General features: G+C 42.3%; 9 protein-coding genes. 3 read left to right on the forward strand and 6 right to left on the reverse strand.

The features are described 5' to 3' along the window. The 5 genes from GC101_RS15440 to GC101_RS15460 all read right to left on the reverse strand — a co-directional run. A partial coding sequence (locus tag GC101_RS15440; RefSeq protein ID WP_281365888.1) for a calcium-binding protein occupies positions 1-3,396 on the reverse strand: 3,396 nt, incomplete at its 3' end. Further along, entirely contained in the window at positions 3,386-4,198 is an 813-nt protein-coding gene (locus tag GC101_RS15445; RefSeq protein WP_171717953.1) for a hypothetical protein, read from the reverse strand. The genes GC101_RS15445 and GC101_RS15440, both read right to left, overlap by 11 nt. 90 nt (positions 4,199-4,288) lie before the next feature. Then, a complete protein-coding gene (locus GC101_RS15450; RefSeq protein WP_171717954.1) occupies positions 4,289-7,138 on the reverse strand; it encodes a hypothetical protein in 2,850 nt (949 codons plus the stop codon). Between the two features lie 18 nt (positions 7,139-7,156). Further along, a complete protein-coding gene (locus GC101_RS15455) occupies positions 7,157-8,494 on the reverse strand; it encodes an HlyD family type I secretion periplasmic adaptor subunit (protein ID WP_171717955.1) in 1,338 nt (445 codons plus the stop codon). Positions 8,495-8,496: 2 nt separating this feature from the next. Then, positions 8,497-10,665 carry a type I secretion system permease/ATPase gene (locus GC101_RS15460; RefSeq protein ID WP_281365889.1) on the reverse strand — a complete coding sequence of 723 codons (2,169 nt, stop codon included), beginning with the start codon at positions 10,663-10,665 and terminating at the stop codon, positions 8,497-8,499. Between the two features lie 604 nt (positions 10,666-11,269). Here GC101_RS15460 and GC101_RS15465 point away from each other — a divergent pair. The 3 genes from GC101_RS15465 to GC101_RS15475 all read left to right on the forward strand — a co-directional run bounded on the left by GC101_RS15465 (position 11,270) and on the right by GC101_RS15475 (position 12,793). Further along, the gene (locus GC101_RS15465; RefSeq protein ID WP_171717956.1) at positions 11,270-11,635 is read left to right on the forward strand and encodes a MerR family transcriptional regulator; all 366 of its coding nucleotides are present in this window, start codon (positions 11,270-11,272) and stop codon (positions 11,633-11,635) included. Between the two features lie 19 nt (positions 11,636-11,654). Continuing rightward, positions 11,655-12,416 carry an SDR family oxidoreductase gene (locus tag GC101_RS15470; RefSeq protein WP_171717957.1) on the forward strand — a complete coding sequence of 254 codons (762 nt, stop codon included), beginning with the start codon at positions 11,655-11,657 and terminating at the stop codon, positions 12,414-12,416. A 164-nt stretch (positions 12,417-12,580) separates the two neighbouring features. Next, the gene (locus GC101_RS15475) at positions 12,581-12,793 is read left to right on the forward strand and encodes a hypothetical protein (protein ID WP_042211670.1); all 213 of its coding nucleotides are present in this window, start codon (positions 12,581-12,583) and stop codon (positions 12,791-12,793) included. A gap of 78 nt (positions 12,794-12,871) precedes the next feature. On the opposite strand, the gene GC101_RS15480 is transcribed toward GC101_RS15475, so the two are convergent. Then, on the reverse strand, positions 12,872-13,696 hold the full coding sequence (locus GC101_RS15480) for a serine/threonine protein kinase (RefSeq protein WP_171717958.1): 825 nt from the start codon (positions 13,694-13,696) through the stop codon (positions 12,872-12,874). Between the last annotated feature and the right edge of the window lie 117 nt (positions 13,697-13,813).

Below are 13,813 nucleotides of genomic sequence, written 5' to 3' on the forward strand. Positions count from 1 at the left end.
CTTGTCATTCCCCACTCCACCCTGCAAAACATCATTTCCACTCGTACCTGTTAACGTAACTCCTGCCGCTCCCACCGCAGGAGTTATAGCATTATTCAAGACATAGTTGTAATCCCACACCGTTCCATCAGAGAAACTTAGCGCTTCAACAACACTACTAGTGGCTCCGAAATAATTGATAATCTTTAGTTTGTCACTAGTCCCTGTAACGACCAGTTCCAGGTTAGTTCCGTTGCGTACGATGGTTATTTCACTAGGCAACAAGCCAGCATTAAATAACACCCGATCGTAATTACCTTCAGTAGAATCACTGTCTATAATTGTATCGCTGCCATACCCTTTGCCGAATATGTAGGTGTCGTTGCCGATTCCACCATCAAGATAATCATTACCTGTTCCACCATCTAAAGTGTCATTGCCGGATTGTCCGGCGAGATAATCATTGCCCGCTTCACCCATTATGGTGTCGTGGCCCGCTCCTCCAAAAGCGGTGTCGTCACCAGCACCTGCTCTATATTTATCGTTATTTGATGTTCCGTAGAAAGTATCCAGTTGATCTGTTCCATTAGTTTCAGTGAACGCATGATTTAATATGTAGTCAACATCCCAGATGTTCCCGTTGACAAATACAATACTTTCAATTCTTTGCTTCTCGCTCTTGAAAAAGTTCCTGACATTTATCTTGTTAGCACTATCATCTATAGATACTATCAGGTCATTCTGATCTCTTCTCAACTTCACGTTATCTGGTAAGATACCATCACCAAGCAGTATCTTGTCTGTATTCCCTGCTGTAGCATCTTCTTCATAGATTTGAACAGTTCCGCTATCTTTGCCGATCATATATGTATCATTGCCAAGACCACCGAATAGCGCATCGTTTCCTTTAGTCCCATTGAGAATATCATTTCCATCGCCACCGGAGATTGCATCGTCCCCTTCAGTCCCTGTTAATAGTTCCCCTTGGGAAGTACCCATAATGCTGCTCTTTAAATTCGATTCTACGATCCAGGCCCATTCAATATTTTGACTCGAAAAATAGTTTCCAAACTTACTCAGTCCAATAGCATCCGCATTATACAATTGCTTGGCCGTGCGCATGAACTCTCCAAGTTGCAGTTTGGCTAAACTACTTCCACCTAGTAAGGAAGACTGCAGCCGAGTCTGCACTCCCGACAAATCCACAACAAACTTATCATTTCCCCATACAATAGATACTTCATCATAAAGAAATGCCAGATGGGTCTGTGCCATTAACTGGGCATATACATTTTCTTTAATATCGTTATAAAATTCTAGAATTGTCCCGGCAGTATCACCAGGTGGAACATACCCAGGTTGGCTGACACCATAATATTTCTCGATAACAACCAGCTTCTGTGCGTCAACAATCCCTCCACGACTATCAGGTTCCACCTGATCTGCACCAGTCCACTTATAGATCATTCGATCAAGCAGGTTATTACGAACCAACAAGTCTGTTTCTGTCTGAAATTGTTGTACCCAGAGTTTAAGTTGACCGCTGGCATCTCTCATCATCGTTTGATGTAAACTATATAAAATCCCACTGCCCGCTACATCAGGCAACAATTGAATTACCTCTGGCTCTTCCAACCATTCATTTGCCACCGTATCGTAAGGTGCTGTTTTCATTCTATATTCAATCATGGAGTGGCCTTCACCATCATTAGTTGCATAAGAAGCTTGTCCAGTTTCACTGTTACCCGTATATTCATCCTCTAAATAGAGGTTTCCATGATCCTTCAATATCAACTCTGTAATACCAAGTTCATTCAGCGTAAATAATTCATTCTTATCCGTTATTCCATCTGAATTTACATCCTTCCAGACTTGAAGTTGCTGGAAGTCAGCATCCATTTGGTTAATGACCTGATCACCATTAGCATCCAGATCAAGCAAGGCTTGAAATCCTGTTTTGGCTAATTGTCCATCTTTTAGCACTGTATATTGCCCGAACAACTCAGAGCCATTATTAATTAAGCCATCCTTATTGATATCTCTCACCAAGAGGCCATCTTCGGGATTCACCCAGCCCGTTTTCTCAGCAAATCCATCTCCATTATGATCAAAATAAACACTGCTATCATTTACACCTACTGTATTGTTATTATCATTAGAGTCGAGATCAAGGACAACAGGATCAATATATGCCTTTTCTGGATTTACTATTTTTTCCAATTCAATAGGAACATTATATTTAGGTTTATAGTTTTTTACGACATCTGATATCTCATTCTTCATCCAAATGATTTTATTATTGTCTTCTGCAAAAATAATTTGTTCCACAGATGCTGAATAGGAATTATTAGTACTTTTGCTGTACTCTAATGTGATACTATCACTCGATCCACCAAAAGTTATAATAACTGATATTACAGAATTATAATTCCCATAATTTTTATTTATAGCAAATTTAATGAATGTATTATTGTATGAATGTCCATATATAACTAATTTATCCATATTACTTTTACTGTCGTTTACTTCCATAATTATATCTTGTCCATCATCTTTAAAAAATCTATAAGTATCTGATCCTTTTTCGCCGAATAATGTATCATTTCCACCATAGCCTGTAATTGTGTCAGAACTGTCTCTACCATGAAGAATTTCATTGTATTCCCCATTCATTCCATTAACTTCAACAGTTGATAAATTACCATTTTTAGACATATAGTATTTAAACATATCGAATCTACTATGCCTAGAAAGAGGATCGCTACCATTTCCTACTTTGTTTGACAACGGAAGTGCAGTTTGCTTTCCAAAATGCTTACCAGGAACAAACGAATTTAAAACTTCTCCGTCTAGAATGTAGTGATTAACAGGATAATCCTCTTTACTCCGAGAAAGTTTGGGTTCATTTAAATCACCATTATGGGTAGGAGCTGCATTAAAAATAACTGCTTTTTTAAAGTTATTTTTCACATTTTCTCCGAAATGTCCTTCAATCCCTTCGATTAATAACGTTTGGGCCAATTTCCCTCCTAATGAATGGCCAGTGAAGGAATAATTAGATTGATCCCCATACTCTTCAAGTACCGCATTAACCAATCTTCTAGATTGATTGACTTGATGTGTGCTCCAATTCAAATTAGCATTTTCTCCCAACCAGTCCCCGTCAAGATCAAAAAAGGAACTGTTTGACCCTCTAAAAACAAATGTAATTTCATTCTCAGAAACATTCCGCAGAGCTGCACAGTAAAGTCCAACACCGTCATAAACTCTACCTAAATAATTCCAGCTAGATTCTCCTCCCAAAAAATCTTTATTAATCGTTTTATTCATAGAGATACCATCTGTGTCCTCATTACCCGGAGCTTTTCCAGGATATATCATTTCACACAATTCTAGATACTCTAATTCAGTTACCATTCTCATACCCCTTTTTTTGTAGTTTGGTTTGTAATTCATTTAATGAATTAGGCTCATCCATGTCCAAATAAATCTCTTTTATTAGCGCGCGTCTTGAGTTGAGTATCCCAGTTATATCTTCTTCAGCAATTCCCCTAAACCGATTAATATCACCAAAATATGATCGATCATACATAAGTACATACAACCTAATGTTACTTATATTCATTTTATTTAAATTTTCCTCCAATCGTATGATCTCATCATTAAACTGAGTCACTTGCTCCTTTTCCATTAGATAATAAACATCTATGCTTATTAGTAATAAATTCGGATATTTCTTTGTTACCTCTTTTAACGGTAAAGTAATGTCTCCGTATTCAAAAATATTCCTCGCTGGTAAACTAACTTTAAAGAAAGTATTTGAAGATATAATATTAGCTATTAAAGGATCGAAAAGAGATTTTGCCTCTTCCCCCCATTTAATAAGCATATAATTATCTCCATTGATAATTTGCTCACCTCTTTTCTTAGTATATACAGCGGAGAAATGAATTTTACTATTTGATACCGGAGACACACTCAAATACACTTCATCCTGTGGAGTTATAGGCTGAACTTCGTTAATAATAAATTTTTCCTTGTATTTATTTTCAAGGTACGCTTGCGTTTTCTCAGCTATTTGAGATTCGTTTGTTGATATGCGTTTTATTGATAAATCTAAGCCTAATAATGCCCATACTCCAATTGTTTGCATAAACATCCAGAAGAAAATAATAATTAAAGCAATCCAAAAAACATGTGACCCTGTTATTTTTCTCAATAAGAAACTCCCCTTAGTTTCATACCAGTTATTGAAAAGAATTTCCGCTTTTCAAATTTTAAAAATCATGAAAATCCCCTATTTTAGCTATTATTTTTGAAAACTCACCCCCACCACCTGCTCACCGATCAGTTTCTTCTCCCCCTTATAGCTCAGGTACACCTTCACTTGCAGAGAAGGTGTGGTGAGGTTTGTTGAAATACCCTCTATCTTGTATTTTCTGGAGAGAAGAGTGAAGCTGCTTGTATCTTCCGCCGTATTTAATCCGTATTCTTTCGTCGTGATGATCTCTCCTGCATTTTCTAATTGAATGATGATTTTGTGTTCTGTATCAAATGAGTCAAACGACAGTTGTTTCGTTAAGCTTGCCGTGAATTCCATTGTTCCGTTGTAACCAGAGACCAGTTTGGTCTGCGGATTCGAGATATCCAGACTATAAGGACCCACATTCATACCGATAAGTCCAGCAGCTGCAGTTCCCGTATCCTCTACTAGTGTGAAAAACGCAGGTCTGACAAAGGAACCTGCATTACCGCTGGTTCCGGCGATTTCTTTATCATTGATCGCTAGACCAAAGAGCAGTTTTAAATCCGCCAGATTTGTACCCTTAGGCACTTTGCCAGCTAAAGATTGAATGGACACACTTCCATACTTCACATTCTGTTCAGCATTTGTTTCATAATCCAGAGGGTAATAGCTTCCATCCTTGCTCTGAAAGTAACCATATAAGGGATTATGAACTAAGGTTCTTTTGTTATTATTCCTCTGAATCATCTGTACTTCCACCAGATCTTCACTCATTCCGGGATACACCAGAACTTTATACAATTGTGTTTCTGATTCTCGGCCAGCGATCTTCAGGGAATAGATATCATTAGCATCATATTGTGGCACTGTATCCATACTATCAATCAGAAATTGACCAATGCTCCGCTCTGCCCCATCTTCATTTACTTTGAGCAGCATATTCACCTCACCTGTGCTCATTGAATACGGTACTTTCCCGATCACCTGCAAGGAGATTGCGGTATCCGGTGAAGTACTGATTACTTTATCCAACACGAGCTGCTGGGCCTCTATGGAAGTATGATTCACAGTATAAGCTGCCTTAAATTCAGGTAACGTTTCGTTTTGACGGGAGCTGCTGTATAATTCAAATTCTGTCACAACTGCATCTTCCCCATCTACAGGCAGACGGTAAGTTGATATCCTTTTAATTTTGAAATCCCCGTTCTTTGTTGAGAAATACACCCAATCCTTCGCTGTCATCTGCGAATTCTGTAATCCCTGAAGGCTAAATGAGGCAACAGGCCGATACAACTTATCATTCCCCTGTAAAAAAGGTTCTTCCAATGACAGTTTAAAATCCTGCAGTCCTGCGTTCTTAGGAAGCTGTACCTGAAAAGTCTGGCTCATCTGATCTTGCGGACTTAAACCATTCACCGTTTGAGTATCTGTTAAAGTCCCTTCATAGCTGTATTTCTGGTCAACAGAACCCTTAAGTTTAAACTCTGGTAATTCAATTTTTTGCTGACCATCATTTGTGAGAGTAATCGTACCTTCGACTATTTGGTATTTCCCGTCCATATACCCCATGACGTTACTCACACTTATTGAATACGGTGAACCGTCTTTGAGTGCCGTCTTGGTAATACTATCTACTTTGGTTTGTTCTACTTCTGCGGCTTTGTTAAGCGGTATTTTCAATAGTGGTTTATACACTGGATGCTCATCACCGCTCAGTACTTTGGCAATAATCAGGTTCATATTGTATTTGCTTAACGATTTAGGCATATCCGCAGAAAGAGATACTTTCAGTTGTTCAAGAGCTTCCAGTCTTTTCTCAGTTGTAGTATCGCTTGGAGTCAGCACATAGGTAATATGGTTTACTTCAACGAAATAAGCCAGACTCGGTGTAACGACACTGAGTTTATTATTATTTTTAAGTATGATTGTTGTTCCTACATCCATTTGAGGCAAATCGGTTTCGGTTATGTATAGCGGGTCTACTTGCAGAGAGAATTGATCTTCATCGGGTCTGATATAATGTCCCTTCTCCATGTTTACAGGAACTGATGTCCAAGCTCTGGCTTGTGCCAGCTTAAAAGCATGAAGTGTCAAATTCAGACTGTTTTCTGTCGTAGTCAGGAGTAATTTGAAGTTTTTGGCTTTGGATGCCTTCGGAATGGTCGCATACAAATCAAAAGCAGCTTTTTCCTTAGGGTTCAATATACCGTCATCACTGCCATCAGTCTGAAGCGGATACAGGTCACCTGATTCTGCTTGCAGCCAATAGCTGTATTTAGGAAGCTCAACCGGCTGTGTTCCCCAGCTCTCATCAAGAAGTGTCAGAGTGTACATCCGGTCATTTGCTGTTTCATAACTAAAGAAATCACTGAGTGATATCCGGATTTGATTATTCTGCAGCACTGATATTTTGCTGTCACCAGATGCTACAATATTCGAATAATTACTTGGTATCTTAATTGTACCCATCGATTTACTGAAGCCCGCATAAGCAATATTCCACTCCTTCACATCAAATTGCACGCTGGTAAGCTGTGTCTGATTAGGAACTGTTGCGTAGAAAGTGAAGTCTCTGCTGGATTGCGGCAATACCTTTGTATTTGTCTGAGATTCTTTAACCTGAATGGCATTCCCCGGATTTCCGGCATTTGTCTTCACTGTGATTCCATATCTCAACAAATCCAGAGGGGCTCCGCCTCCGTTATATAGCCGAACCTTGAAGGACAGCACATTATTCTTGCCCCACTGCACTAAGTAAGGTTCGATAATCTCGATTGAACTATTTTTGTTAACACTTACTTTCCCCACAGTACCGGCTACCACATTCTTACTTTGAGCAGACAAGGCCCCCGGCCAGAACAATAGAGTGATAAGCATGCTCAATAGGATACTGGTTGCAAATAGCTTCTTCATCGTACTTCCCCTTTGTTGTTATCTTAGCGTGAAGCTCTCTTCCGCAACTTTTTTGAGTGGTGACAGGAAGAAATCAATGATTCGTCTTTGCCCTGTCTTTGCCTCTACGGATACAGACATCCCTGGACTCAAACGGATCTGATTCCCGGAAGATGTCTCCGCAGACATCACTTTGAGCTTAGCTTTGAAGACAGGTCCAAGCTTCTCATCTTCAAAGGCATCCGGACTCACATAGATAATTTCACCTTGCAGGTATCCGTATTTCTGAAAGGGAAAAGTATCTACCTTCACATTGGCAGCCTGACCCTTTTTAATAAATCCAATATCCTGATTGGCGATAGTTGCTTCTATAATTAGAGGCGTATCGTCCGGTACAATCGAGATGACGTCCTCCGCTGAAGTCACCACACCACCAATGGTAAAAGAAGACAGCCCGTGCACAGTTCCATCTACTGGTGAAGCTAACTGCTGTAGTTCAAAGCGCTTTTCTGCTTTGGTGAGTTCGGACTCGAGAGTATACAAGGTCTTTTCATTTTCTACAAGTTCATCCAGAACAGTTCTGTTGCGCTGCTTCTGAATGGAGATAACGTTCTCTTCAGCTTCAGCCAGAGCATCCTCTGCTTTGGCAATTTTCTTTTCCTGGGAATCTATCTCTAGTAATGTTTTATTCAAATCATTATCTGCCTGGAGAAGATCCGCACTTTCCGTGAAGTTCTCATCTCCACCGTTTTGTGACTTCATCAAGGCGAGCGCATAGTCTTTGTTGGCTAACTCCAGCGCGGACTGTTCCAAATGAAGCTCCTGCCGGGTCTGGGATACAACGAGTTCCGCTGCTTTAATCTTACTGTCAAACTCCTCATCCCTTGCCTCACGCAGTTGCATCTGCACTTGCAGCACTTCCTCTTCATCAACAGCAGAACCCGCCAGGGGAGTTTCTCCCTGTTCTATCCCATCAAATGCTTTGCCTGCAAGTTCTGCTTCCAGCATCGCCTTTTGCAGCTTGGCTACATATAGTTGCTTGACCATCTCCTGAATATCCGCCTCAGAAGTCGTAGAATCGAGTTCAATAAGCAGTTGCCCTTTCTCTACATGTTCCCCTTCGGTTACCATAACTTCCTTGATAGTTCCCCCTTCAAGTGGCTGCAGCACCTTGGTCCGGCCATCCGGAATGACTTTTCCACGGGCCACCGCTACTTCATCAACCTTCCCCAGGTATGACCAAACCAGTACAATAACAAATAAAATAATGATCGTCCAAATCAGCCAGCGTCCAAGTGGCGCCGGAGGAGTTTCTTCAATTTCCACTGCTGCAGGTAAAAACTCATATTCTAACCGATCCGATTTGTGTCCAAACATGTCTATTCCCTCTCCTGCTGGTTGTAGAGATAGTGGTACAGCCCTTTGTTTGCCAGCAAGCTTTGATGTGATCCAGCTTCAATTAGATGTCCTTTATCCAGCACGATAATCTTACTGGCTGTTCTGAGTGTAGAGAGCCGGTGCGCGATAATAATTACTGTACGGCCCGCACAGATTTTCTGCAGATTATTCTGAATGATGCGTTCTGATTCATAATCCAGCGCGGAGGTCGCTTCGTCGAAGATAAGAATTCGCGGGTTCGACAGCAATGCCCGGGCAATAGCTATTCTTTGACGTTGGCCGCCGGATAACCCTTCTCCCCGTTCGCCAACCATCGTATCGTAGCCTTCTGCCAGCTCAATAATAAAGTCATGTGCCCCGGCCAAATTAGCCACCCGCACAATATCTTCAATTCGGGCAGACGGGTTATTTAAAGCGATATTCTCCCGGATCGTTCCGCTGAACAAGTAGTTCTCCTGCAGTACGACACCGATCTGTCGGCGTAACCATGAGGGATCAGCCAAAGAAATGTCTACCCCATCGATCAGAATTTTACCGGACTCAGGCACATAGAGCCGCTGGATTAACTTCGATACCGTACTTTTCCCGGAACCACTTCGACCTACGATTCCCACGACTGTTCCTGGCGGAATAGCAAAAGACAGATCTCTTATAATCTCCGGGCCACCCACTTTATAGCGGAAGGTGACAGCCTCAAAGGCAATCTTCCCCTGAATCCGAGGCAACCTAGTTTTGGATACGGAGACCGCCGGTTCCGGCTTGACCTCAAAAATATCTTTTAATTTGTTAATGGAAATTCCGGTCTGCTGAAAGTCCTGCCACATTTGTACCAGCCGTAATACCGGATCACTTACACGTGAGGCGAGCATCTGAAAAGCAATCAGTTGTCCGACAGATATTGTCCCTGCCAGAACCAAATGTGTGCCATAGAACAAGATAACAAGATTAGAGATTTTTTGTATGAATTGGGCAAGAGAACCCGCCGTACCGGATAACAGGAGTACTTTAAATGTAGCTCTCGTATAATTGGATAGCAGTCCTTCCCACTTCTTCTGCGAAATGGGCTCAAGCGCGAATGATTTGATCGTCTGAATTCCGGACACCGCTTCAACTAGGTAGGATTGAGATTCTGAACCGCGTTGAAATCGTTCCTCGAGCCTGTTACGCAGTAATGGAGTAAAGATTAAAGACAGCAGAGCATATAAAGGCAACGTACCCAACGCAATAAATGTTAAATTAGAACTGTACGCAAACATGACAGCTATGTATACAACAATAAATAACAGGTCAAGTACAGCCGTAAAAGGCGATCCGGTAAGAAATTGGCGAATATTCTCTAATTCACGGACCCTGGCAATAGTTGCACCTGTTCTTCTGTTCTCAAAATAGGATAAGGGGAGGCGGAACAAATGACTGAACAGCTTTGTGCTGAGAGTTATATCCACACGGCTGGTCGTATGGGTGAAGACATATGTACGGCTGATTCCCAGAATTAATTCAAATATGATTATAATAAACAGACCAACTGCCAGCACATTCAAGGTCGAGAGTCCATGGTGTACTAGTACCTTATCAATAATGACTTGAGTAATTAAAGGAGATACAAGCCCGAATAATTGAATGAATAGAGACGCCAGCAGGACCTCCGCAAGTATCTTTTTATGCTTCCATAGCGCAGGTAGAAACCACTTGATTCCGAACTCTTCCGTGTGCTCCGTTTTCACTTTAGGAGAGAATAAAATGATGTCATTGCTCCACTGTCCTATCAATTCTTGTGTGGAAAGAGAAGACGGTTTACCGATCAGCGGATCGAAAATCAGAAATTGATCTTCGTTCACTTTAGCGAGAACCAGAAACTCCCCCTCTTTGGTAATCAACACCGCAGGTAATGGCAGCTTGAATAATCGTTTCAGCTGAACATTTGCCTTCTTAGATTTTAGACCTAATTCTGCGGATGCTTTAAGCATCTGCAACGTATTCATCCCATCATCATCAATTGCAAAAGAATGTTTAATCTGCTCGTAATCTGCTGAGATGTTATGGTAATTAGCTACCAGAATTAAGCAGTGCAGCCCAGTATCGATTTTCCTAATCCTCTCCTCTTCGTTGAGCTGAGTACTCTTTTCTTCTAAGACTTCTGCCTTCATCATTTGCACCCTTTGTAATGTAGTCAAATCCGAATTTATACTATATGTAATTAAAACGGGATTTTGGATTAATTATAAAATTTTCGAATGGAAATGATAGTAAACCATGAGAATGTTGATTTTCCCGAAGGTTGACTGGATTTAATAACTTCAGCTTGCCTACCGGGTAGTTTGCTTTAATCCCCGGGGGTCTTTGTACCTGGATTAGTTAACATTTCTTGATTACTCATTTTTTCATTAACACTGGATAGGAATTTTGGATTACGAATCTATCAATTAAAAATTTAAATAAATATGTATAATTTCATTAAATTGGAATATATATTATGTTTTATCGGCAACAGTATTAAATAGTTTATACTTATATAACATTTTTTGTTATTATAGTACATTAAACCCTTATGAGTTATAGGCGTCTTTCGCATACTTAAATTACCAGGGTAAGAAGATGCAGTTCAAGGGTACGAAGATGTAGTTCATTAGTAATGTTTTTTATTGCATTTCCATAAATCATCTCCCCCCTCCAAAAAAATAGATTGACTTAAACCATGGTTTAAGTCGTATCCTATTCCTGTCGACAAGTAAACAACCCCATGGAGGTCTCCAGATGAAATATGTTTCCATTAGCGAAGCTGCAGCCCAGTTAGGAATTCCGGAATCAACGATCCGTTATTATGAGAAAAAGGGTTTATTGCCACAGATGGAGCGTGATGAAGCCGGGAGGCGGATATTCTCGGAGGATCGTATTGCATTCCTCAAGATCATTATTTATCTGAAAAATACGCATATGCCCATCAGCAGTATCAGGCAATATGTGGACTGGATGTTAGAAGGGGACAGCACGACTGAACTCCGGCTTAGAATGTTTCAAGAGCACAAGCAGGCTGTGCTGGAGGAAATTGCACTCATGACAGAATCCTTGCAGGGCATCGACAAGAAAATTGCCCGTTATACAAATTATTTATCAAAATAATGGAGAAGAGGTTCTAAAAATGAAACTTACAGGAAACACAATCCTTATTACTGGCGGAGGCTCGGGAATCGGTCTCGCTTTTGCCGAACGCTTCATCAGCGGCGGAAATACAGTCATCATTACCGGACGGCGTGAACAGGTCCTGCAGGATGCCAAGGACAAGTTCCCCGGCCTGATTACCCGTGTAAGTGATTTGAACATCGAATCCGAGCGTATCGCCTTGTTCGACTGGGTAACCGCCAACTATCCGGAAGTGAATGTGTTAGTGAACAATGCGGGGACCCAGCAGCGCTTCAATGTACTCAAAGCAGATGCGAGAAACAACTGGGCTTATTTCAATCAAGAAATCACAACTAACCTTGAAGCCCCTCTTCATCTGGCTATGCTATTCGCTCCATTATTCGAAGCACGGGAAGCGGCGGCTATCCTCAACGTCACCTCCGGCCTGGCCTTCACACCGTTTGCCATTGGCCCGATCTATTCAGCGACGAAGGCGGCGCTTCATTCATTCACCATGAGTCTGAGACTCCAGCTCTCTGATACATCTGTAGAAGTCATCGAAATTGCGCCTCCGGCAGTGAACACGGATCTCGGCGGAAGCGGGCTGCATGTGCACGGCGAACCGTTAGATGCGTTCACGGATGGAATCTTCCAGGGATTAGCGGAGGGACTGCAGGAAATCGGCTATGGCACTTCAGTGGACCGGCTGCGGATGTCACGCGATAAGATCGATGAATACGCGGTCAGTATGTATCAGGCAATGAAGAGTTATATTGAATAACATTATCATTGCACTCATTACGCTTGGTATACAAACAACCCCGCCGCAAATGGACGGGGTTTATTTTTTATTGAAACCTGCCGGGTACGGAGGCCGTAGTTAAGGGTAACTAACGATTAAAGCCGCACTGCAATGGCTACTACAACCTAAGAGGAGGAAACAAGATGTTTAAGAAAATTCTTGGTAAAGTCCTGCACTCCGTAGAGCAGTCCAAACATGGCGGACACCGCAGACATTCGAGCAGTAATAAAGGGAGGCCAGTCTCCAGAAGGCATTCAAGCAGCAGCCACGGATACAAACGGCATTCCTCTTCAGATGCCCGCCGCGGAGGAACCGGACATAAATACTATAAGAACCGTTACGGCAGTTCAAGCTGATGTCAGCTTGATTACTTCCTACACATTCATAAGGCGCCTGTCAGCATTTGGCTGAGGGCGCCTTTTTTTGAACAGATATTAACGCAGCAGACTCTTATACAATTCTCGGGCTTCACGTATAAATACAGCTGTGTCCGTATAGGCCTCCTGCTCTCCAAGCAGACGGGACAGCATCTGCAGCATTCCCGGCGACAGCTCCAGCTCTTCCCTCCAGGTCCGCTCCGCCTTTCCCTGCTGAGGATGATAACCGGAATACAGCATGAAGAGCATCAGTTGTCCTACATCGTACAAATCCGAGGCGATTTCCGGCGGCCTGCGTTCCGGCATATCCTTCCCTTTCCTTTTCCCCTTCTGCGGCTGCTGTGCCGTATCCGCCTCTCCAATCTTTGCTGCCAATCCGAAATCAATTAAGTACAGGTCTTCATTCTGGAGAATCACATTGGGAATCCGCAGATCCAGGTGAACGTATCCGCGCGAATGAACATGGGCAACCCGCTCCATCAGCTTCAGTGTTGTGGCCAGACATTCCCGCTCACCGTAGACGAACTGCTCATCAAAGATCAGATCCTCAAGCGTCTTCCCCGCAATATAATCGGTAACCAGCCAATTCGAACCTTTATATTCAAAATAATCACGGCAAGCCGGAATGTTAGGATGCTCCATTACCCGTAGAATAGCACTCTCCCTGGCCAGCATCGCCCGGCCAACCGCTTTCTTACTGGGTCTGGACTGTTTGAGTGCCAGAGGCGTCCCGTCTTCAGGATTCCGGGTAAGGTACGTCAGCCCGTAGCTGCCTTCTCCCAGCAAAGCCTCTATTGTATAATTCCCGCCAATCACAGCCCCTTCCGGGAAGGGATAATCCCGCCAGGCCCGGATGAATCCGCGCCACCGTTCAATTGCCATAACCATTATGCCCCCCTTTCCGCTTTCCGCTTCCTGCGCCAGATTGAACATCAGTAGCTGTATTATCTCACAGATGTTCTTATCTGGCACCGGACGCACGGCAGGTCAGCACAAAGG

This window comes from Paenibacillus phytohabitans, assembly GCF_013141775.1.
Classification (GTDB): Bacteria; Bacillota; Bacilli; order Paenibacillales; family Paenibacillaceae; genus Paenibacillus_AQ; species Paenibacillus_AQ phytohabitans.

Coding starts and splice junctions, on each gene's coding strand:
- GC101_RS15450 (WP_171717954.1), bottom strand. CDS start 7,138: ATGAAGAAGCTATTTGCAACCAGTATCCTATTGAGCATGCTTATCACT.
- GC101_RS15455 (WP_171717955.1), bottom strand. CDS start 8,494: ATGTTTGGACACAAATCGGATCGGTTAGAATATGAGTTTTTACCTGCA.
- GC101_RS15460 (WP_281365889.1), bottom strand. CDS start 10,665: ATGATGAAGGCAGAAGTCTTAGAAGAAAAGAGTACTCAGCTCAACGAA.
- GC101_RS15465 (WP_171717956.1), top strand. CDS start 11,270: ATGAAATATGTTTCCATTAGCGAAGCTGCAGCCCAGTTAGGAATTCCG.
- GC101_RS15470 (WP_171717957.1), top strand. CDS start 11,655: ATGAAACTTACAGGAAACACAATCCTTATTACTGGCGGAGGCTCGGGA.
- GC101_RS15475 (WP_042211670.1), top strand. CDS start 12,581: ATGTTTAAGAAAATTCTTGGTAAAGTCCTGCACTCCGTAGAGCAGTCC.
- GC101_RS15480 (WP_171717958.1), bottom strand. CDS start 13,696: ATGGCAATTGAACGGTGGCGCGGATTCATCCGGGCCTGGCGGGATTAT.